The 20,963-nt window shown below is 73.7% G+C and carries 21 protein-coding genes; 13 read left to right on the plus strand and 8 right to left on the minus strand.

The window, feature by feature from the left end; genetic code table 11:
* Nucleotides 1–27: 27 nt before the first annotated feature.
* The gene (locus CP969_RS18695) at nucleotides 28–234 is read right to left on the minus strand and encodes a DUF397 domain-containing protein (RefSeq protein WP_016825619.1); all 207 of its coding nucleotides are present in this window, start codon (nucleotides 232–234) and stop codon (nucleotides 28–30) included.
* Nucleotides 231–1,058: a helix-turn-helix domain-containing protein gene (locus CP969_RS18700; RefSeq protein ID WP_016825618.1), complete on the minus strand. Its 828-nt coding sequence runs from the start codon at nucleotides 1,056–1,058 to the stop codon at nucleotides 231–233. The genes CP969_RS18695 and CP969_RS18700 overlap by 4 nt, the downstream gene beginning before the upstream one ends.
* 193 nt (nucleotides 1,059–1,251) lie before the next feature.
* Here CP969_RS18700 and CP969_RS18705 point away from each other — a divergent pair, with 193 nt between their 5' ends.
* Nucleotides 1,252–1,545 carry a hypothetical protein gene (locus tag CP969_RS18705; protein ID WP_016825617.1) on the plus strand — a complete coding sequence of 98 codons (294 nt, stop codon included), beginning with the start codon at nucleotides 1,252–1,254 and terminating at the stop codon, nucleotides 1,543–1,545.
* Nucleotides 1,546–1,589: 44 nt separating this feature from the next.
* Complete coding sequence (locus CP969_RS18710; protein WP_004986385.1) at nucleotides 1,590–1,790, plus strand: DUF1737 domain-containing protein; 201 nt, start codon at nucleotides 1,590–1,592, stop codon at nucleotides 1,788–1,790.
* Nucleotides 1,791–1,863: 73 nt separating this feature from the next.
* On the opposite strand, the gene CP969_RS18715 is transcribed toward CP969_RS18710, so the two are convergent.
* Nucleotides 1,864–3,699 carry a bifunctional metallophosphatase/5'-nucleotidase gene (locus CP969_RS18715; protein WP_016825615.1) on the minus strand — a complete coding sequence of 612 codons (1,836 nt, stop codon included), beginning with the start codon at nucleotides 3,697–3,699 and terminating at the stop codon, nucleotides 1,864–1,866.
* 185 nt (nucleotides 3,700–3,884) lie between these two features.
* On the opposite strand from CP969_RS18715, the gene mshD reads away from it, so the two are divergent.
* Nucleotides 3,885–4,811 (plus strand): mycothiol synthase, encoded by a 927-nt coding sequence (gene mshD / locus CP969_RS18720; protein ID WP_016825614.1) that lies wholly within the window; start codon nucleotides 3,885–3,887, stop codon nucleotides 4,809–4,811.
* Nucleotides 4,812–5,029: 218 nt separating this feature from the next.
* Here mshD and CP969_RS18725 read toward each other — a convergent pair whose 3' ends face one another.
* The 5 genes from CP969_RS18725 to CP969_RS18745 form a co-directional block, all read right to left on the minus strand.
* Nucleotides 5,030–5,671, minus strand: coding sequence for an ABC transporter (locus CP969_RS18725; RefSeq protein ID WP_223887085.1), 642 nt, complete (start codon nucleotides 5,669–5,671; stop codon nucleotides 5,030–5,032).
* A gap of 128 nt (nucleotides 5,672–5,799) precedes the next feature.
* Nucleotides 5,800–7,323 (minus strand): hypothetical protein, encoded by a 1,524-nt coding sequence (locus tag CP969_RS18730; RefSeq protein WP_016825612.1) that lies wholly within the window; start codon nucleotides 7,321–7,323, stop codon nucleotides 5,800–5,802.
* Nucleotides 7,320–8,180 (minus strand): ABC transporter ATP-binding protein, encoded by an 861-nt coding sequence (locus tag CP969_RS18735; RefSeq protein ID WP_016825611.1) that lies wholly within the window; start codon nucleotides 8,178–8,180, stop codon nucleotides 7,320–7,322. Before CP969_RS18735 ends, CP969_RS18730 begins: the two co-directional genes overlap by 4 nt.
* A 61-nt stretch (nucleotides 8,181–8,241) precedes the next feature.
* Nucleotides 8,242–9,117, minus strand: coding sequence for a cupin domain-containing protein (locus CP969_RS18740; RefSeq protein ID WP_004986377.1), 876 nt, complete (start codon nucleotides 9,115–9,117; stop codon nucleotides 8,242–8,244).
* Nucleotides 9,114–9,665 carry an RNA polymerase sigma factor gene (locus CP969_RS18745; protein ID WP_016825610.1) on the minus strand — a complete coding sequence of 184 codons (552 nt, stop codon included), beginning with the start codon at nucleotides 9,663–9,665 and terminating at the stop codon, nucleotides 9,114–9,116. The genes CP969_RS18740 and CP969_RS18745 overlap by 4 nt, the downstream gene beginning before the upstream one ends.
* Nucleotides 9,666–9,775: 110 nt before the next feature.
* Here CP969_RS18745 and CP969_RS18750 point away from each other — a divergent pair, with 110 nt between their 5' ends.
* From CP969_RS18750 to pstA, 10 genes are all read left to right on the plus strand, one after another.
* Nucleotides 9,776–10,228 (plus strand): GntR family transcriptional regulator, encoded by a 453-nt coding sequence (locus CP969_RS18750; protein WP_004986374.1) that lies wholly within the window; start codon nucleotides 9,776–9,778, stop codon nucleotides 10,226–10,228.
* Nucleotides 10,225–11,121 carry an ABC transporter ATP-binding protein gene (locus CP969_RS18755; protein ID WP_004986373.1) on the plus strand — a complete coding sequence of 299 codons (897 nt, stop codon included), beginning with the start codon at nucleotides 10,225–10,227 and terminating at the stop codon, nucleotides 11,119–11,121. Before CP969_RS18750 ends, CP969_RS18755 begins: the two co-directional genes overlap by 4 nt.
* Nucleotides 11,118–12,143 carry a hypothetical protein gene (locus tag CP969_RS18760; protein WP_016825609.1) on the plus strand — a complete coding sequence of 342 codons (1,026 nt, stop codon included), beginning with the start codon at nucleotides 11,118–11,120 and terminating at the stop codon, nucleotides 12,141–12,143. Before CP969_RS18755 ends, CP969_RS18760 begins: the two co-directional genes overlap by 4 nt.
* Nucleotides 12,140–13,000, plus strand: coding sequence for a hypothetical protein (locus CP969_RS18765; RefSeq protein ID WP_016825608.1), 861 nt, complete (start codon nucleotides 12,140–12,142; stop codon nucleotides 12,998–13,000). Before CP969_RS18760 ends, CP969_RS18765 begins: the two co-directional genes overlap by 4 nt.
* A gap of 165 nt (nucleotides 13,001–13,165) precedes the next feature.
* Nucleotides 13,166–15,535, plus strand: coding sequence for an RNA degradosome polyphosphate kinase (locus CP969_RS18770; protein ID WP_086015476.1), 2,370 nt, complete (start codon nucleotides 13,166–13,168; stop codon nucleotides 15,533–15,535).
* Nucleotides 15,516–16,814 (plus strand): CHAD domain-containing protein, encoded by a 1,299-nt coding sequence (locus CP969_RS18775; RefSeq protein ID WP_026085064.1) that lies wholly within the window; start codon nucleotides 15,516–15,518, stop codon nucleotides 16,812–16,814. Before CP969_RS18770 ends, CP969_RS18775 begins: the two co-directional genes overlap by 20 nt.
* Nucleotides 16,815–16,833: 19 nt before the next feature.
* Nucleotides 16,834–17,337 carry an NUDIX hydrolase gene (locus CP969_RS18780; RefSeq protein WP_026085063.1) on the plus strand — a complete coding sequence of 168 codons (504 nt, stop codon included), beginning with the start codon at nucleotides 16,834–16,836 and terminating at the stop codon, nucleotides 17,335–17,337.
* Between the two features lie 251 nt (nucleotides 17,338–17,588).
* The gene (gene pstS / locus CP969_RS18785) at nucleotides 17,589–18,716 is read left to right on the plus strand and encodes a phosphate ABC transporter substrate-binding protein PstS (RefSeq protein ID WP_004986362.1); all 1,128 of its coding nucleotides are present in this window, start codon (nucleotides 17,589–17,591) and stop codon (nucleotides 18,714–18,716) included.
* 133 nt (nucleotides 18,717–18,849) lie between these two features.
* Nucleotides 18,850–19,863: a phosphate ABC transporter permease subunit PstC gene (pstC, locus tag CP969_RS18790; RefSeq protein WP_016825604.1), complete on the plus strand. Its 1,014-nt coding sequence runs from the start codon at nucleotides 18,850–18,852 to the stop codon at nucleotides 19,861–19,863.
* Nucleotides 19,860–20,921 (plus strand): phosphate ABC transporter permease PstA, encoded by a 1,062-nt coding sequence (gene pstA, locus CP969_RS18795; RefSeq protein WP_016825603.1) that lies wholly within the window; start codon nucleotides 19,860–19,862, stop codon nucleotides 20,919–20,921. Before pstC ends, pstA begins: the two co-directional genes overlap by 4 nt.
* The last annotated feature ends 42 nt before the right edge of the window (nucleotides 20,922–20,963 follow it).

The following is a 20,963-nucleotide window of genomic DNA, read 5'->3' on the forward strand; positions in this document are numbered from 1 at the left end:
ATTTGTACGGCCCGGGGCCGCCCTCCCCTACCGCTGCCGGGCGCCGAGCCCCGTCACGAAGGAACTCCACGAGACCGCGCCGAAGACGAGCACCGGGCCGTCCGGGACCTTGCTGTCGCGCACCGGGACGAGACCGGGGCAGCCGTCGGCGACCTCGACGCAGTTGTTCGCCCCGCCGTCGCTGTAGCTCGACTTGCGCCAGATCACGGTGCTGAGGTCGGAGGTGGCCTTCATGAGCGGAGCTCCTTCAGTACGTCCCTGATGAACGTCAGCGAGTCTGACGGAGGCAGTGCCAGATCGCGGAGCCGATCGTAGGACAAACGGTGCCGCAGAACGTCCTCCGGATCCTCCATCAGCAGACCGCTGCTGTCTCCCTCCGTGTAGGCGACGGCGCTGCCGTCCGCCTGCCAGAGGAGGGTCAGCGACCCCTTGGCCATGAGGTGGTGGACCCCGGCCGAGAACGGCAGCACTTGAACCACGATGTTGGGCCACTGCGCGACGGCCTCGATGTGCGCCAACTGGTCTTTCCACGTCTCCGCGCGGGCGGAAGGCCGGCGGAATCCCGACTCGTCGACGATGAAGCGAACGCTGGGCACCGGAGATCGGCCCAGCAGGAGTTGCCGTCCCAGACGGGCGGCCACCTGCTCGTCGACGGCTTCGGTGTCCTGCTGTGTTGTCCGGGGCCCCGACAACACCTCCCGGGCGAACTCCTCGGTCTGCAGCAGCCCCGGGACATCCGGCGTGTACACCCACAGGACGCGAGCCGTCGCCTCGAGTCGCATGTACGCCTGGTACTTGTCCTTGAACGCGTCGTACCGCGCGATCCTCCACAGGCTGACCAGCAGCCCCCCGGCCCCGTAATACGTGTCCAGGTCCTCCATCACCGTCACCTTGGAGAGGCGTTGGCCCGACTCCAGGCGGCTCAGGTAGCTCTTGTCGTACCCGGACGCGTCGGCCAGTTGCCCCAGGGACTTTCCTTCCTTCTCCCGCAGGAAACGGAGCGTCCGTCCCAGTACCGCGCGCCCCGACTCGACGTGCGCGTCGAGCTGTTCGGTCATGCCGTCCCTCCCCGTTGCCGGAAGCCGCGGGCACCTCCGGCCCTCTTCCCCAGCGTACGTGCGATGAGTGACCATCGGAGCACGAACAGTGATGGTCGCTGGTCGGCGTACCGGAGGGACACGGCATGAGGGGACGTACCGCGAGAGGCACCGACGCCGGGCCGCGCCGCATCCACGGGACGGAGGTCCCCGCGTGAGCGACACCTTCCGGTTCCGTCTGCTGCCCTGGACCACGCCCGAGGGCAAGCCCTGCTACCTCAGCACCGACAGCGACCGCAGCCGGCTCTCCCGGCTCGCGGACGACGTGGAAGAGGACCAACTGGACTCGGGGGAGCAGGTGCTCGCGGGAGCGCGGGCCGTGCTCGCCGATCCCGGGGCCAGCGAGCGGGCGGTGCGCTTCGCGCTCACCAGGGCGACGGAATCGCTGGAGGAAGCGCTCCGGGTCGCCGAGAGCCGGGGGCGGCGCCTCCTCTTCCGGATCGAGTGAGCCGGGGCCGTGAGCGAGAAAGTGCCTGTGCCAGGCTTGGCGCCATGAGGACACCACCGGACGGGCTTCCCGTGTACCGCGTACTGACCGGTCCCGACGACTCGGCGTTCTGCCGCCGGGTGAGCGAGGCGCTGGAGAGGGGGTACCGGCTGCACGAGGGGCCGTCGGTCACCTTCGACGGTGAGCGGGTGATCGTCGCGCAGGCGGTCGTGTGGCCCGGGGCCGGGGACGACGGCTCCGGGTGAGGAAGCGTGCGACGGGGCCGGTACGCGGCGGAGAGCGCCGGGTACCGGCCCCGTCGGCCGTCGGTCCGTGCGGTTACCGCACGATCGTGATCCGGTCCGCCTTCGGCGGGTCGATCGGGTCGGTCGCCGAGGAGTTGGCCGTCAGGTACTGCTCCAGGGCCGCCAGGTCGTCCGCGCCGACGAGGTCGTTCGTGCCCTCGCCCAGCGTCGGGAAGCCGTCGCCGCCGCCCGCGAGGAAGCTGTTCGTCGCGACGCGGTAGGTGGCGGCCGGGTCGACGGGCTCGCCGTTCAGCCGGATGGAGTCCGTGACGACGCGGTCCGCGCCGGTCCTGGTCAGGTCCAGGGTGTAGGTCAGGCCGTCCGAGACCTGGAGGATCTTCGGGGCGGCCTGGTTCGGGCCGCTCACCTGCTCCTTGAGGGCCTGGATCAGCTGTGCGCCGGTGAAGTCCTGGAGGTTGACCGTGTTGGCGAAGGGCTGGACCGTGAAGGCTTCCGCGAACGTCACCACGCCGTCGCCCTCGGCGCCACTGGCCGCGTAGGTGAGGGACGCGCGGATGCCGCCGGGGTTCATCAGCGCCAGGTCGGTCTCCGGGTCCAGCGTCCTGCCGTGCGCGAGCTGCGCGTCGGCGATCAGGTCGCCGAGCGGGGACTCCGTGCCGTCGCGGCCGATGTCGCCGGAGATGTGGCCGATCGGGCGGTTGCCGATCGGGGCGGCGAGGGTGCTCCACTTGCCGATCAGCGCGGTCATGTCCGGAGCCTTGGGGACGTCCCGGGTGACGACGTGGTTCGCGGACTTCACGGCCGTGCGGGCGATGTCGCCGGTCGCGCGGTCGTAGGTCAGCGTGGTGTCCGTGTAGAGGCGGCCGAAGGACGCGGCCGAGGTGACCGTGCGGGGCTTGCCGGCCGGGTCGGGGATCGTGCAGACGTACGCCGCGTGGGTGTGGCCGGTGACCAGCGCGTCCACCTGCGGGGAGACGTTCTCGGCGATGTCCGCGATCGGGCCGGAGATGCCGTCGCCGGCGCCCGGGGAGTCGCAGTCGTAGTTGTAGGAGGAGGACGCGGGGAAGCCGCCCTCGTGGATGAGGGCGACGATGGACTTCACGCCCTGGCGCTGGAGCTCCTTGGCGTACTTGTTGATCGTCTCGACCTCGTCCTTGAAGGAGAGGCCCTTGACGCCCTCGGCGGAGACGATGTTCGGGGTGCCCTCGAGCGTCACGCCGATGAAGCCGACCCGGACGCCCTGCTTCTTCCACACCCAGTACGGCTCGAGGAGGGGCTTCTTCGTCTTCTCGTCCAGGACGTTGGCCGCCAGGTACGGGAAGTCGGCGCCCTTGAACTCCTTGTCGGTGTAGCAGCCGTCGGTGGGGTGGCAGCCGCCGTTCTGCAGGCGGGCCAGCTCCTGGGCGCCCTCGTCGAACTCGTGGTTGCCGACCGAGGAGACGTCCAGGCCGAGCCCGTTCAGCGCCTCGACGGTGGGCTCGTCGTGGAAGAGGCCGGAGAGGAGGGGGGACGCGCCGACCATGTCGCCGCCGGCGGCGGTGATGGAGTAGCGGTTGCCCTTGCGGGCCTCGCGCAGGTGGGTGGCGAGGTACTCCACGCCGCCCGCGTCGACGTCCTTCGTCGTGCCGTCGGGCTGGATCTCGTTGACCCGGCCGGAGGAGCCCGTCGGGGGCTCGAGGTTGCCGTGCAGGTCGTTGAAGGACAGCAGCTGGACGTCCTGGTAGCGGCCGGGGTGGTGGCCGTGCGGCTTGCCCTTGCCGCCGCCGTTCTCGTCCGCGCTCGCCGACCCGGGCAGGGCGGCGGCGGCCAGCGCACCGGCGGTCAGGACACCGGCGGCGGTCGCGAGGAGACGGTTCGTACGGCGTCTGCGGCGCAGGTGCTGCTGGTGCGCCGGGGATGTGGCTGGCATACGCCCCCCTGTGGGTCCGAGTGGGTACCGGCGCAGCCTAGGGTCAACGCGCGTAGCGCGACAGGGCATTCAGGGTTACATCCTGGTTTATCTTTCGCCGGCGCCCCGCGGCGGGCGTCGCCGTCCGTCGTACGGCGCGGCCCCTTCGCCCTCGTACACGTCCTCGTCCGCATACCCTCGTACCCATGACCAGCGACGACACCGCACGGCCCGGACGCTCCCGCTCGATCCAGACCCGCACCGCGCTCTCCCCGGAGCAGACCGAGGCGGTCCTCGCCCTGCTCGCCGAGGCCGCCCGGACCGACGGGCAGCAGGCGGTGTCCGAGCAGGGGCGGTTGCAGCTGCGCGGCGGGGAACGGGAGGGGGTCTCGCACCTGCTGCTCACCGTCGACGGCGAACTCGTCGGGTACGCCCAGCTGGAGGACACCGACCCGGTGGAGCCGCCGGCCGCCGAGCTGGTCGTGCACCCCGCGCACCGGGGCCGGGGACACGGACGGGCGCTCGGTGCCGCGCTGCTCGCCGCGTCCGGGAAGCGGCTGCGGGTCTGGGCGCACGGCGGGCACTCCGCCGCCCGGCACCTGGCCCAGGTGCTCGGGCTCACCCTCTTCCGGGAACTGCGGCAGATGCGGCGCCCGTTGACCGGGCTCGCCCTGCCCGACCCGGTGCTGCCCCGGGGCGTGACCGTGCGGACGTTCGTACCGGGGCGGGACGACGCGGCCTGGCTCGCGGTGAACGCCGCCGCCTTCGCCCACCATCCCGAGCAGGGCTCCCTCACCCAGCGCGACCTCGACGACCGCAAGGCCGAGCCGTGGTTCGACCCCGAGGGCTTCTTCCTCGCCGAACAGGAGGGCCGGATCGTCGGCTTCCACTGGACCAAGGTGCACCGGGCGGAGGGCCTCGGTGAGGTGTACGTCCTCGGGGTGAGCCCCGACGCCCAGGGGAGCGGCCTCGGCAAGGCCCTCACGACGATCGGGCTGCGGCACCTGGCGGGGCAGGGGCTGCCGACGGCGATGCTCTACGTGGACGCCGACAACAAGGCGGCGGTGGCCGTCTACGAGCGGCTCGGGTTCGCCACGCACGAGACGGACCTGATGTACCGCACGGAGACCTGATCCCGGAGGCGGTCCGGAGCCCGGCCCCGGGCGCGGGACGGGAGCGCGGCCGGGGCGCCGGGTGCCGTCGTCCGCCGCACCGCGTCGCCCGCGGGCCGAACGCCACCGCAGCCGCACGGGCAACAGCGGCTGGCCGTGCCGCACGCGGCGCGCATCGGCCTCGAGGTGCTGCGCGGGCCGGCCGCTGTGCCCGCGGCCGGGGAAGGGTCCTCCCGCGTTCACCCCGCCCGGCCCACCGCCCGCCGCCGCAGCGGCTCCGCCGCGCAGACCGCCGCCACCGCCAGCGCCGCGCACAGCAGCACCGCCCACCGGTCGTGGGCCGCCGCCCACCGCTCGTCGTCCGGCGTCACGAACAGGGCCCAGCGCCCGGGCCACAGCAGCGGGGCCAGAACCCCCGGGACCAGCAGTCCGCCGGCGACGGCCCGGCCCGGCCGGGTGCGGCCGGAGCCGCGGACGGCGAACGCCGCTCCGGCCAGGGCGAGGGAGACGATCGCCGCCGCCTCGAGGGTGACGTCGGCCTCCGGGGGCCGTACGGCCCGCGGGACGAGGTGCAGCGCGGCGGTCCACCCCGCGGCGGCCACCGGGGCGACGAGGGCCAGCCGCAGTGCGTGGCGGACGGCGCGCCGGGTGGGGACGGCGGCCGTGGTGTGCCGGGCCGGGTCGTCCAGGAGGAACGCCAGGCCCAGCGCGAAGGCCAGGGCGGACGCCCGCAGCGAGTTCAGCGCCAGCCAGTCGTTCGTCTGATCGCCCGTCAGCCGGGGCACTCCGGCGAGCAGCAGCCCCAGGATCCCCGCCGTCCCGATCGCCCGCCACGGCACGGTCCGCGCGACCGGGCGGACCAGCGCGATCCCCACGGACACACCGGGTGCACCGGATCCACCGGACGCATGGGGTCCGTCCGATGCACCGGATCCACCTGATGTGCCTGGCACGCCGGACGTGTCGGACGTGTCAGGTGTGTCGGACGCGCCCTTTGGAGGCCTCCCGGTCACAGGCACTCGTCCGCCTCCTCGGGCGCGTCCAGGCCCAGCAGCTCCGCGGCGCGGTCCGTCGTCACCTCCGGGGCGGTCAGCTCGGCCCAGTGGTCCCTCACCTTCGCGGCGACCTCGTCCCGGGGGCGCTCCAGCAGCTCGCGCACGACCTCCGTGTGGGCGGCGGTCATGCTCAGCGGTTCCGTCTGCGAGATGACGACGGCCGAGCCGCTCGTGCTGTCGTCCAGACGCACCCGGCGCAGGTCGGACATCGGGTCGGGCCGGTCGGCGAGGGCCAGCCACATGACGGTGACCGTGCGGCCGTCGCACAGCGCGCCCGCCGTCTCCTCGTCACCCGTGACCAGCACACCGGCCACGGCGACGGCGAACTCCGGGACGCGGTTGCCGCCCCAGGTCGTGCCGACGGTCACCTCGTCCGGGCGGGCGGCCGGGGGGATCGCGGCGTCGTCGGACAGCCCGTACCGCGCCTCGACGCGCTGCCGTACGGTCAGCGGCCGGTCCGGTGCCGTACCACCCGCGAGGGAGCGCACGTCCTCCACGACCTCCGCCCAGTCGGCGGTGCGCGGTAGCCACTCCGGGAAGGCGCAGTACGTCGTCCCCTCCCGTTCGGCGCACCGGTGCACCTTCTCCGGGGTGGTGGAGATCCGCGTCCGCGCCTCGGCCGTCTCCGGCGACACGTTCCCGTCCTGCGCCACCGCGCCCACCAGGGTCAGTGCCACCGCGCCGGCGACGCCTGCCCGGACGGAGCGGAGGCGGGCGCCCCCGGAGAGCATCACCGCCGCCAGCGCCAGGCACAGCGCGAGGCCCGCGAGGTACAGGGCGTGCCAGGCGGCGGGGCGGCCCAGCAGGTCGGACGGCAGCGTGACGCCGCCGTTCTCGACGACCACCGGCGCCAGCCACCGGGCCCGGCCCCCGTCGGGGAGGCCCGTGGTGAACAGGGCGGAGAACATCAGGAAGACGATCAGCAGCGGGGCCGCGAGGGGCGAGGCCACCAGCCGGGCGAGCAGCACCCCGGCCACCCCGAGCAGCAGCACGGACAGCGGTCCCGCGAGCAGTTCGCCCGGCGAACCGTGCCCGATCGCGCCCGGCTTGAGCGCCTCCCAGGCGAACTGGCCGCCCACGCACGCCGCGACGAGCAGCGCCGCCGGCACGACGGACAGCAGGTGCCCGACCGTGCGGCACCACGGCGGGACCACCAGCACGGCGAAGTGCGGCTCGGTGCCGTGCCGCCGGGAGCGCAGCACCGCGTGGTTGGCGCACAGCAGGACGGCGAGGCCGACGAGCAGCGGGCCGGTCTGGGTGGCGCGGTCGGCGTCCTGCAGCGCGGGGAAGCCGTCCCAGGAGGTACGGGTCCGCCACACGGTCCAGCCGACGTACCCGGCGAAGGCGATCAGGACCGGTGCGCGCAACAGGAGTCTGCGCGCCTCGAAGCGGGCCAGGGCGAACACGGCCGCCCGGGAGGCGCGCGGCCCGGTCGTCGCGTCCGGCACTGCCGGGGCCCCGGGGATCACCGCGGTCATGCCGCCACCTCCGCGTCCGTGCCGTCGAGGGTGAGCAGGTAGCCGTCCTCCAGGGTGGGTTCGAGGAGGTCGGCGCCGGCGGGCGGGTCGCCCACGTTGCGGAAGGTGCCCAGCCCGGTGCGCCAGCCGGCCTTCGCGCCGGGGTCGCGCTCGGTGCTGCTCCACACCCGCCCGGCGGCCCGTGCGGTCAGCTCGGCGGGGGTGCCGTCGAAGCGGACGGTGCCGCCGGCCAGGACCACGACCCGGTGGCAGAGCATCGCCACGTCCTCGGTCTGGTGGGTGGACAGCAGCACCGTGCGGCCCTCCCCGGCGTGCGCGATCGACTCCCGGAAGCGCATGCGCTGTTCGGGGTCCAGGCCGACGGTGGGCTCGTCGAGGACGAGGAAGGCGGGGTCGCCGACGAGCGCGGCGGCCAGGGCGACCCGCTGCCGCATGCCGCCGGACAGCATGCGGATGTGCCTGCCGCGCACCTCGGTGAGGCCGACCTCGTCGAGGACGCGCCGCACCTCGCGGTGGCGGGCGGTGCGGTCGGTGAGCTCCTTGAGGATCGCCACGTAGTCGACGAACTCGAAGGCGGTGAAGTCGGGGTGGAAGCCCGGCGTCTGCGGCAGGTAGCCGAGGCGGCGCCGGACCTCCCGGCGCCCGCGCGAGGTGCCCGGGTCGTGGCCGAGCACCGTGAAGGACCCGCGGTCGGCCGGTACGGCGGTGGCGAGCACCCGCAGCAGCGTGGTCTTGCCCGCGCCGTTGGGGCCGAGCAGCCCGGTGACGCCGGCGGACAGCCGCAGCGACACGTCGTCGAGGGCGCGGGTGCCCCCGTAGCGGAGGCTCAGCCCGGAGGCGGAGACGGTGCAGGTCATACGGCACTCCCGTGGACGTCGCGGAGGAAGGGGGAAGGGACGGGGAAGGAGGCGGGGGCGGTCACGCCGCGTTCGCCCGGCCGGAGTCGAAGCGGTCGCGGAGCAGCACGAGCAGCCCGGCGGCGAGGACGGCGACCAGCGCCGACACGCCCTGCCCGGCGGCGGTGAACGGGGCGAGCGGGTCCTCGGCGCCGGTCCGGGCCGCCTCCGCCGTCACCAGCAGCGCGATCCAGCCGACGCCGACGAGGGACGGCCCGCGCACCGGGCCCAGCCGGGCCGCCAGCGCGAGCCCGGTCGCGGTGAGCGCGAGGGCGGGCAGCAGCCAGCCCAGGGCCCGCAGTCCGTACCCGGGCAGGGCGAGGGTCGCCAGCCCGTTGAACCCGATCCCGACGGTGAGCACCGCCACCGTGCGGATCATCAGCAGCCGGAAGCCGTGCACCGGGGCGACGACCGCCATCTCGTACGTGGGGTCCAGCGCGGGCCCGTACGACAGGGCGACCCCGGCCAGCGGCAGCAGCGGCGCGAGGGCGAGGAAGAGGGCGGGCGAGCCGCCGGCCGAGTGCCCCGCGGTCACGGCCACGGTCAGCAGCAGGACGGCGGCGACCGCGCCCACCCAGGAGCGGCGCAGCGCCGGCGTGGCCGCGAGCAGCCGTGCGGTGTGGTCGGCCATGCCGCACCGCAGCAGCAGCGCCTCCAGGAAGCCGGGCCGGGGCGCGTCCAGTTCGGCGTCGAGCCGTTCCCAGCCGGCGTCGAGGGCGACGGGGTCGCCGACGTCGGCGAGGACGCCCCGGCAGTGCGCGCAGGCGGCGAGGTGGGTGTCGGCGGACCACAGCGCAGGGGCCGTCAGCCCGCCGCGCGCGTAGGCCCGCAGGTCCTCCTCGGACACGTGCCAGCCGGTGCCGCCACCCCTCGCGCCGCCCGTCGTTGCGTCCGTCATGCCAGCGCCTCCCGGAGTTGCCTGCGGGCCCGCATGGCCCGCGTCTTGACCGTGCCCGGCGGGATGCCGAGCAGGACGGCGGCCTCACGGGTGGTCAGCCCGTCGACGACGGTGGCCTGGAGCACCGCGCGCAGTTCGGGCGAGAGCCGGACCAGCGCGCCGGCCAGGTCCCCGTGCTCCACCCCCGCGAGCACGCGTTCCTCCGCCGACGCCTCGTCCCGGTGCCGCAGCCGTGCCAGGGCCTGCCGCAGCCGGCCGCGTGCCCCGGCGCCGCGCAGGGCGTCGACCAGCCGCCGCGAGGCGATCCGCCACAGCCACCCGGCGGCGTCCGCGCCCTCGACGTCCTCGCGGTAGCGGGCCGTGCCGCGCCACACCGCGAGGAACGTCTCCTGGACGACGTCGTCGACGATCCCCGCGTCGGCGCACCGGCCGCGCATCCGGGCGGTCAGCCACGGCGCGTACCGCCGGTACAGCTCCTCGAAGGCGCGCCGGTCGCCGTCCGCCGCGACGGCGCGCAGCAGCTCCCCGTCGCTTCTCGTTTCGCTCACGTCCCCTCATCGCACGGGCCCGGCCGATCGGTTCACCCGGCCGCGGTTGACTTTTCCAGACCCCTTGCACCACCCTTTCACTACTCAATTAGTGAAAGGGTGGTTGTCGAGTGGTCGACTACCGCATCGACCGGCGCAGCGGCGTGGCCACCTACGTCCAGATCGTGCAGCAGACCAAACAGGCCCTGCGCCTGGGCGAGCTGGTGCCCGGCGACAAGCTGCCCACGGCCCGCGAGGTCGTCGAGGCCACCGCCGTGAACCCCAACACCGTGCTGAAGGCCTACCGCGAACTGGAGCGCGAGGGCCTGGTGGAGGCCCGGCGCGGCCTCGGCACCTTCGTCCGGCGCTCGCTGGGCGCCGCCCCCGCCGACTCCCCGCTGCGCGCGGAGCTGGAGGACTGGGCGGCCCGGGCCCGGGAGTCCGGGCTGGAGCGGGAGGACGTGGCCGCGCTCTTCACCGACGTACTCGCGAAGCACTTCCAGGCGCACCAGGCGCCTCAGGCACCTCCAGCACCCCAGACACCCCGAACCCACCAGGCACATCCCCAGGGAGACCCGTCATGACCGACCCGGCCATCGAGGCGACCGCGCTCGGCAAGCGCTTCGGCCGACGCGGGGCGTGGGCGCTGCGCGACTGCTCCTTCCGGCTGCCCGCCGGCCGCGTCTGCGCCGTCGTCGGTCCCAACGGCGCGGGCAAGTCCACGCTGCTCGCCCTCGCCGCCGGGCTGCTGGCCCCCACCGAGGGCACGGTCGCGGTCCTCGGCACCGGCCCGGCATCGGCCCGCCCCCGCGTCGGCTTCGTCGACCAGGACAAGCCGCTGTACCCGCAGCTCACCGTCGCCGAGACGCTGCGCATGGGCGCCGACCTCAACCCCGGCCGCTGGGACGCGGACACCGCCGGACGCGTGGTGGCCGGCGGCGACCTGGACCCGGGCAAGCGGATCCGCTCGCTCTCCGGCGGCCAGCGCACCCGGGTCGCGCTCGCCCTCGCCCTGGGCAAGCGGCCGGAGCTGCTGCTCCTGGACGAGCCGATGGCCGACCTCGACCCGCTGGCCCGGCACGAGCTGATGGGCGTGCTGATGGGGCGGGCCGCCGGGCACGGCACGACGATCGTGATGTCCTCGCACGTGGTCGCCGAACTGGAGGACTCCTGCGACCACCTGCTGCTGATCGGCGGCGGCCGCATCCGTCTCGCGGGCGAGATCGACGACCTGCTGGCCGCCCACACCCGGGTGTCCGTCCCGGCGGGGACCGGCCTCGACCCGCACCGGGTCGTCGAGTCCCGCGCCACCGGCCGCCGGACCGGCGCGCTGATCCGCCCGGCCGGCCCGCTGCCCGACGACTGGCGCGCCGCCGCGCCCTCGCTGGAGGAGCTCGTCCTGTCCTACCTGCGCAACCCCGAGGCCCCCGCCCTCGTCCCGGGCCCGGCGCACGACACCACGGAGGCCGCCGCGTGACCGCCGCCCCGACCGCCCCACCCGCCCCGGCCGCCGTCGCCGACCGCCCCCGGCCGCCCCGCCAGCTGCGCTGGCTGCTGCGGCTGCACCGCCCGGCCGTGCTCGGCTGGACGGCGTTCGTGCTGGTGGCGGGCGCGGCGCTGCTGTGGCTCGGCGGCCCGCTGACCGACGCCTCGGCGGCGGCCTGGAAGGAGTACAACGCCTGCGCCTTCGACGCGCCCTGCTCCTACGACCAGGACGCGATCGTGCTCCACAAGGACGTCTACCTCTACACGACCTCCGCCGTGCTGGTCGCGCCGTTCCTGATCGCCGCGTGGGCGGGCGGCTCGCTGACCGGCCGCGAGACGGAGTCCGGCACCGTGCGGCTGGCCTGGACCCAGGGCGTCACCCCGGCCCGCTGGCTCGCCTCCCGGCTCGCCCTCCCGGCGGTGCTGACCGCCGCCTCGACCGGTCTGCTGGTCTGGCTGCACCGCCTGGCCCGGACCGCGGGCGAGGGCCGGATCGACACCGCCAAGCCGTGGCACGACGTCCCCACCTTCTACGCCGGCGGCACCGTCCCCGTGGCCCTCGCCCTGGCCGGGCTCACCGGGGGCGCCCTGGCGGGCCTGCTGCTGCGCCGCTCCCTCGCCGCGCTCACCACGGCCGCGGTCGCCCTCGCGGGACTGTGGGCGGCCGTCCACCTGCTCCTCCCGCACCTGTGGCCCACGGTCACCAGGGTCAGCGACCTGCGCACCGGGCCGTCGGGCAGCGGCATCGTCGTCGAGCAGGGCGCCCTGACCGCCGACGGCGACCGCCTGCCCTCCCTCTGCGGCGATCACGCACCGCAGGACTGCCACACGGCACCGATCGACCCGGACGTCGTCGGCTTCTACCGCGACCTCCACCCGGCCGCGCACCACTGGCCGCTGCACCTGACGGCCTCCGGCGTGCTGCTCGTCGTCGCCGCGCTGCTGGCCCTGGCGGCGTTCCGCGTGCTGCGCCTGCGCACCGCGGGACCGGCCGGGAAGGACGGCCCGGCATGAGCGCCACCGCACCCGCGCGGCCGTTCCGGACGGTGCTGCGGCTGCACCGCACGGCGCTGATCGTCTGGGGCGCGTTCGTCGCGGGCCTGATCGGCCGGCTGGTGTGGCTGGACGAGATCACCGTGGACGCGGTGCGGGCGGCGGAGGCGGAGTGCTCCCGCGGCCCGTGGGGCTGCGTGGACGTCCTCGAGGCCCTCGACTTCAGCCAGCCGCTCGAGCAGGTCGGCTTCCTCGTCCACCACGGCTTCCTCGCCGTGGCCGCCTTCGCCGGCGGCGCGCTGATCGGGCGCGAGCTGGAGTCCGGCACCGCCAGGCTGGCCTGGACCCAGGGCGTCACCCCGGCCCGCTGGCTGGCGGCCAAGCTGCTCGTGCCCGCGCTGGTCCTCACCGCCGGCGGCACCGCCCTGGTCCTGGTGTTCCGCCGGGTCTGGGCGGCCAACCGGGACCTCGTCGTCCTGGCCGACGGCTGGGCCTCCGCCGACGTCTTCGTGGCCCGCGGCCCGGCGACGGTGGCGTACGCGCTGTGCGCCCTCGCGGTCGGCACGCTCACCGCGCTCCTCCTGCGCCGCGCGCTGCCCGCCCTCGCCGTCTCCGTCACCGCGGTGTGGCTGCTCGGCGCCGTCCTGGAGCGCCACCGCGCCCGGCTGTGGCCGGCCGAGGCGCTCCCCGCGCACGAGGAGTTCGCGCTGCCGGACAGCGCGTGGCGGCTGGAAGCAGTCGGCACCGGCCACCCCACCGCGTACCACCCCGCGTCCCATTTCTGGCCCCTGCACCTCGTCGAGACCGGCCTCGTCCTCGCCGTCGCCGTCGTCGCCGCGGTCGCCGCCTTCGCGGTGCTGCGCCGCCGGACGGCCTGATCGGCGCCGTCCGCACGTCCCTTCCCGGCGCGGCCGTACGTCCCTCCCACGGGGAGAGGGAGGTACGGCCGCTCCCCGCGGGCCACCCCTGCGGACCGCCTCCCGCTATCCGGGACGTCATGTCTTCGTAACCGGAGATTCAGACAGGCTTGCGACGCTCGGCCAATGCATCCCGCCGTGCCGGAACCTTCACCACCCCGACGGGGGAACGGGTGGAGCGGGGAAGCCTCAGGGCCACCACCACTCCCACCCGCATTTTCCGACGCGCTCGTGATGCGGTCGGCGCGGAAGAATGGGTCCATGAGCCAGCAGAACGCCCAGGCACAGCAGGTACAGCACGCGCAGCCCTCCGTGGGCTCCATAGCCGCCCACCGCCCGCACACCGTGGCCGGGGTGGTCTCCGACCTGGAACCCGACATCGACGCCGACCTCGGCGGGTACGAGGAGTCCCCGAGGGACGCCCTCCAGCTGCCGCAGGGCCGCTTCCTCGACCGGGAACGCAGCTGGCTCGCGTTCAACGAACGCGTCCTGGAACTCGCCGAGGACCCCGAGACCCCGCTGCTGGAGCGGGCGAACTTCCTGGCGATCTTCGCCAGCAACCTGGACGAGTTCTTCATGGTCCGGGTGGCCGGTCTGAAGCGCCGCATCGCCACCGGTGTCGCCACCCGCTCCGCCTCCGGCCTCCAGCCGCGCGAGGTGCTGGAGATGATCTGGTCCCGCTCCCGCGAGCTGATGGCGCGGCACGCCGCCTGCTTCCACGAGGACGTCCTCCCCGCGCTGACGGACGCCGGCATCCACCTGGTCCGCTGGAGCGAGCTGACGGAGAAGGAGCAGGCCCGCCTGTTCACCCTCTTCCGGCACCAGATCTTCCCGGTCCTCACGCCCCTCGCGGTCGACCCGGCGCACCCCTTCCCGTACATATCGGGCCTGTCGCTGAACCTGGCCGTGGTCGTCCGCAACCCGGTCACCGGCCACAAGCACTTCGCGCGGGTCAAGGTGCCGCCGCTGCTGTCCCGCTTCCTGGAGAGCTCCCCGGGCCGCTACGTCCCGGTCGAGGACGTCATCGCCGCCCACCTGGAGGAGCTGTTCCCGGGCATGGAGGTGCTGCAGCACCACGCCTTCCGGCTCACCCGCAACGAGGACCTGGAGGTCGAGGAGGACGACGCCGAGAACCTGCTCCAGGCGCTGGAGAAGGAGCTCATGCGGCGCCGCTTCGGGCCGCCGGTGCGGCTGGAGGTGGAGGAGTCCATCGACCGGGAGGTGCTGGACCTGCTGGTCCGGGAGCTGAAGGTCGGCGAGGCCGAGGTGTACCCGCTGCCCGGCCCGCTGGACCTCACCGGTCTCTTCCGCATCCACAGCCTGGACCGGCCCGAGCTGAAGTACCCGAAGTTCATCGCCGGCACCCACCGCGACCTGGCGGAGGTGGAGTCCGCCTCGGCCCCCGACATCTTCGCCGCGCTGCGCAGCCGCGACGTGCTGCTGCACCACCCGTACGACTCGTTCTCCACGTCCGTCCAGGCGTTCCTGGAGCAGGCCGCCGCCGACCCGGACGTCCTCGCCATCAAGCAGACGCTGTACCGGACGTCGGGCGACTCCCCGATCGTGGACGCGCTCATCGACGCCGCCGAGTCCGGCAAGCAGGTCCTCGTCCTGGTCGAGATCAAGGCCCGCTTCGACGAGAGCGCCAACATCAAGTGGGCGCGCAAGCTGGAGGAGGCCGGCTGCCACGTCGTCTACGGCCTGGTCGGCCTGAAGACCCACTGCAAGCTGTCCCTGGTGGTCCGTCAGGAGGGCGAGACGCTCCGGCGGTACAGCCACGTCGGCACCGGCAACTACCACCCGAAGACGGCCCGCCTCTACGAGGACCTGGGTCTGCTCACCGCCGACCAGCAGGTCGGCGCGGACCTCTCCGACCTGTTCAACCGCCTCTCCGGCTACTCCCGCCGGGAGACCTACCGCCGGCTCCTGGTCGCCCCCAAGTCCCTGCGGGACGGGCTGGTCTCACGGATCGACAAGGAGGCCCAGCACCACCGCGCCGGGCGTCCCGCCCACGTCCGCATCAAGGTCAACTCGATGGTCGACGAGGCGGTCATCGACGCCTGCTACCGCGCGTCCCAGGCGGGCGTACCGGTCGACATCTGGGTGCGCGGCATCTGCGCGATCCGGCCGGGCGTGGAGGGCCTGTCGGAGAACATCCGGGTCCGGTCCATCCTCGGCCGCTTCCTCGAGCACTCGCGCGTCTTCGCCTTCGGCAACGGCGGCGAGCCCGAAGTGTGGATCGGCAGCGCGGACATGATGCACCGCAACCTCGACCGCCGCATAGAGGCACTGGTCCGGGTCACCGACCCCGCCCACCGGGCGGCCCTCAACCGGCTGCTGGAGACCGGGATGTCCGACAGCACCGCCTCCTGGCACCTCGGCCCGGACGGTGAGTGGACCCGGCACGCGACGGACGCGGACGGCCAGCCCCTGCGCAACGTCCAGGAGATGCTCATTGACGCCCGGAGGCGCCGGCGTGGCACAGCGACACCTTGACCCGACGGCCGGTCCGGTACCGGCGGACGCCCTGGCCGGCTACCTGCGGGGCCGGGCGACCGAGTTCCTCCGCGCGCTGCGCCTCCACCGGGAGACCGGCGCGGGCGCGGCGGAGGACTCCGTCGAAGCGGCCCGGGCGCTGCGCCGCGCCTCCCGCCGCATCAGCGCCAGCCTGCACACCTTCCAGCCGGTCCTGGACCCCGACTGGTCGGAGGCGATGCGCCCCGAACTGGCCTGGGTCTCCGGCACGCTGGCCCTGGAACACGCGTACGGGGCCCGTCTGGAGCGGCTGCTGCTGGCCCTGCACCGGTTGTCGGGCGCCGCCACCGCCTTCCCCCCGGCCCAGGAGGAGGGCGGCGCGGTCACGGTGCCGGGGGCCACCGACCGCGTCACGCGCACGGCGGGCGGGCCGGCCGGCCGTCCCCCCGGCGCCACCGACGGCACGCCGGACGCGGAGAGCACGGCACGGCGGCTCGCCCCCGACGCCGCCACCGCACGCCCCGGCGGATCCGGCCGGGCCACGGCCACCGTGCCGACCACGGGCACCGACCGCCTCCCGGGCACCCCCCTCCCCACCGGGAGGACCACCGTCACCGGCACGGCGGGCGTGACCCGCGCGGCCCCCGCCACGGGCACCACCGTCGACCGCGGCCACCTCACCGTGGGGGCCGCCAAGGCGGGCGCCCTGCTCGACCGGCAGCTGACGCTCGCCCGTACCCGGGCCCACTCCACCGCCCTCCAGGCCCTGCGGTCCTCCCGGTTCCACGCGATCGCCGACAAGGTCGCCGTGCTCGCCAGCGAGGTCCCGCTGTCACCGGCCGCGTCCGCCGCGGACCTCGTCCCCCTGGCGGCGGCCGCGCGCGAGCGCCTCGTCGACGCCGTCGCCGCGCTTCCCCTGCTCACCGCGGGCAGCCCGTACAACGCGGAGGCGCTGATCCACGGGCTGTCCCCGGACCCCGCCCCGCACCCGCAGGACGCCCCCTGGCACCAGGTCCGCCTGCTGCTGCGCCTGCACCGCTACGCCCGCGAGGTCCTGCACGCCGGAGCCGGCGCGGACCCGGCCGCCGAGCGCCTGCGCGCCGCCGGCGAGGCCCTCGACCGGCACCGCGACGCCTCCGAGGCGGCGGCCGCCGCGGCACAGGCGGCGCGCACCCCGCGGATCGCCCCGGCCACGGCGTACGCGCTGGGCGTGCTCCACGCCGATCAGCGGCATGAGGTGGAGGCGGCGCGGTACGCGTTCCAGCGTGCGTGGCAGAAGGACGTCGTCGGCACGTCCTGAGGAGACAGGGAGGTACCCGATGAACTCCCCGGGCTCAGGATCCGGCCCAGGCTCCGGCCCAGAATCCGGATCCAGCTCAGGGTCCGGCTCCGGCTCCGGCAAGCATCCCTCCCTCACCGTCCAGGCCGCCGGCTGCGTCCTGTGGCGCCGCTCCCCGGTGACCGGGGAGCTCCAGCTCTGCCTGGTGCACCGGCCGAAGTACGACGACTGGTCCTGGCCCAAGGGCAAGCTCAGACGGGGCGAGGACCCGCTGGCCGGCGCGCTGCGCGAGGTCACCGAGGAGACGGGCCACACCGCGGCGCCGTCCGCCGAGCTCCCCTCGACGCACTATCTGGCCAAGGGCCGCCCCAAGCGGGTCCGCTACTGGGCGGCCGAGGCCGTCTCCGGCACGTTCACCCCGAACGACGAGATCGACCGCATCCTGTGGCTCCCCCCGGACGCGGCCCGCTCCCGCCTCACCGCGCCCGGGGACGCCGCCCTGGTGGACGCCCTGCTCGCCGTCCTGCGCCCGGCCGCTCCCTGAGCGCGGTCCCGGGTGCCCCGTTCCGACCCGGTCGCCCGGTATCCTCCCGTGTCCTTGACGTAAGCGTTCCGTTACCTCACCGCACCGTCCACAGGGGTTCACCCCCCGTTCATTTACGCCCATCGGCGCCGTCACCTGATCTGCCTAATTTCGGCCTTACGCGATGCGGATCGCCCGGGAAGAGGGAGACCGCAGCACTCACACTTCGCACGCCGCCGAATGCAGGACGGCGGCTCCTGGAAGGAACTCAAGTGAAGCTTCAGCGCAAGAACCGGCGGGCCCTCGCTCTCGGCGCTCTCGCCGTCTCCGGCGCCCTGGCCCTCACGGCGTGCGGCTCCGACGACACCGGCGGCGCCGGCAACGGCGACGCGTCGTCCAGCACGGCGGCCGGCAACATCGACTGCGGTGACGCCAAGGGTCAGCTGCAGGCCTCCGGCTCCTCCGCCCAGAAGAACGCGATCGACGCCTGGGTCAAGCAGTACACCGCGGCCTGCAAGGACGTGCAGATCAACTACAACCCGACCGGTTCGGGCGCCGGCATCACCGCGTTCACCCAGGGCCAGACCGCCTTCGCCGGTTCGGACTCCGCGCTGAAGCCCGAGGAGATCGAGGCCTCGAAGAAGGTCTGCACCGACGGCCAGGCCATCGACCTGCCGATGGTCGGCGGCCCGATCGCGGTCGGCTACAACGTCCCCGGCGTCGACACCCTCGCCCTGGACGCCGCCACCCTCGCGCAGATCTTCGACAACAAGATCACCAACTGGAACGACGAGGCCATCAAGAAGCTCAACCCCGACGCGAAGCTTCCCGACCTCAAGATCCAGGCCTTCCACCGCTCCGACGAGTCCGGCACCACCGACAACTTCACCAAGTACCTGAAGGCCGCCGCGCCCAAGGACTGGAAGTACGAGCCGGGCAAGTCCTGGGAGGCCGAGGGCGGCCAGTCCGCTCAGGGCTCCTCCGGCGTGGCCCAGCAGGTGAAGCAGACCGAGGGCGCGATCTCGTACTTCGAGCTCTCCTACGCCAAGGACGGCATCAAGACCGTCGACATCAAGACCGAGGCCGCCGAGCCGGTCAAGGCCACCGTCGAGAACGCCACCGCCGCCATCGGCGCCGCCAAGATCGTCGGCACCGGCAAGGACCTCGCGCTGGAGCTGGACTACACCCCGTCCGCCGAGGGCGCCTACCCGATGGTCATGGTGACGTACGAGATCGTCTGCGACAAGGGCAACAAGGCGGACACCCTGCCCGCCACCAAGTCCTTCCTGAACTACGTGGCCTCCGAGGACGGTCAGGGCCTGCTCGCCGACGCCGGCTACGCCCCGATGCCCCAGGAGATCATCACCAAGGTCCGCGAAACCGTCTCGGGCCTGAGCTGACCCGAGTGTGCGGACCGGCCCCCACCACGGGGCCGGTCCGCACCGTCCGGTGCACCGCCATCAGGAGCCCCCGGCCCCCGGACGGCTCCGACCGAGCCGCCCACCCCGGTGGCTCCGCAGACCGGAGAACCCGATGGACATCAAGACACACCGACCCACCGTTCCCCCCACACCCGCCGCACCCGCGCCCGCCGCGCCCCAGGACAAGCGCGCCGCACGCGGTGCCACCCGCCCCGGCGACCGGATCTTCCTCGGGCTCTCCCGCGGATCCGGCATCTTCGTGCTGGCCCTCATGGCCGCCATCGCGGCCTTCCTGACCTACCGCGCCTCCATAGCCCTCGGCGAGAACGAGGCGAACTTCTTCACCTCCTTCGAGTGGAACCCCAGCGGCGTCCCGCCGAAGTTCGGCATCGCGGTCCTGGCCTTCGGCACCGTCGTGTCGTCGATCATCGCCATGGCCATCGCGGTCCCGATCGCGGTCGGCATCGCCCTGTTCATCACGCACTACGCCCCGCGCCGCCTCGGCGGCCCCATCGCGTACGTGATCGACCTGCTCGCCGCCGTCCCCTCCATCGTCTACGGCCTGTGGGGCGCCCTCGTCCTGGTACCGCACCTGGAGGGCCTCTACGGCTGGCTGGACGACTACCTCGGCTGGACCGGCGTCTTCGAGTGGAACGACGGCGCCCCGCGCTCGCTGTTCACCGTCGGCATCCTGCTCGCCATCATGATCCTGCCGATCATCACCAACGTGAGCCGCGAGGTCTTCCGGCAGGTCCCGCGGATGCACGAGGAGGCGGCCCTGGCCCTCGGCGCCACGCGCTGGGAGGTCATCCGCATGTCGGTGCTGCCCTTCGGCCGCTCCGGCGTCATCTCCGCCTCGATGCTCGGCCTCGGCCGCGCGCTCGGCGAGACGATGGCCGTGGCCATGGTGCTCTCCTCCAGCTTCGACATCAACGTCAGCCTGCTCGACACGGGCGGCGGCACCTTCGCGCAGAACATCGCCAGCAAGTTCAACGAGGCCACCGTGACGGGCCGGGACGCGCTGATCGCCTCCGGTCTCGTCCTCTTCGTCATCACGCTGCTGGTCAACGGCGCGGCCCGCATGATCATCGCCCGCCGCAAGGAGTACTCGGGGGCCAACGCATGAGCCACGCAACCCTTTCCCCCCAGCGCAGCTCCCTGCGCGGCGCGACCCTGCCCAAGTGGTTCGCCTGGGCGGTCGCCGCGGGTTCCGCCGTCGCGGGCCTGGGCATCAGCGCCGCGGCCGGCCTGCACAGCGACATCCAGTGGGCCCTGATCGCGGCCCTGCTGTTCGTCCTCGGCTCCTACGGCATCTCCGCCAAGGTCGAGGGCAGCCGCCAGGCCAAGGACCGCACCGCGACCAGCCTGGTGTGGGTCGCCTTCCTCCTGGCCGTGATCCCGCTGGCCTCCCTGATCTGGGAGACCCTCAAGCGCGGCGTGAAGGTCCTCGACGGGTACTTCCTGACCCACTCGATGGGCGTGGTCGCCGACACCGAGCCCGGCGGCGGCATCTACCACGCCATCCTCGGCACGCTGCAGCAGGTCGGCCTCGCCACCCTGATCTCCGTGCCGATCGGCGTGCTCACCGCGATCTACCTGGTCGAGTACGGCCGCGGCCGGCTCGCCAAGGCCGTCACCTACTTCGTCGACGTCATGACGGGCATCCCGTCCATCGTCGCGGGCCTGTTCATCCTCAGCCTGTGGATCCTGATCCTGGACATGGGCTACTCCGGCTTCGCCGGCGCGATGGCCCTGTCCATCCTGATGATCCCGGTGGTCGTCCGTTCCACCGAGGAGATGCTCAAGCTCGTCCCGAACGAGCTGCGCGAGGCGTCGCTGGCGCTGGGCGTGCCGAAGTGGCGCACCATCCTCAAGGTGGTCCTGCCCACGTCGATCGGCGGCATCACCACCGGCATCATGCTCGCGATCGCCCGCATCACCGGTGAGACCGCGCCCGTGCTGCTGCTGGTCTGGGGAACGAACTTCATCAACAGCAACCCGTTCTCCGACCCGCAGGCCTCGCTGCCGATGTACATCTACCTGCAGTACGCCAACAGCGGAGGCTACGGCGCGGCCTACGACCGTGCCTGGGCGGCGGCCCTGACGCTCATCGCGTTCATCATGATCCTCAACCTGGTGGCCCGCGGCATCGCCCGCTGGAAGGCCCCGAAGACCGGTCGCTGACGCGGCCAGGAGCCCTTTTCCGTCAGCGACCCGAAAGAAGCA

Source organism: Streptomyces viridosporus T7A (assembly GCF_008704515.1).
Classification (GTDB): Bacteria; Actinomycetota; Actinomycetes; order Streptomycetales; family Streptomycetaceae; genus Streptomyces; species Streptomyces viridosporus.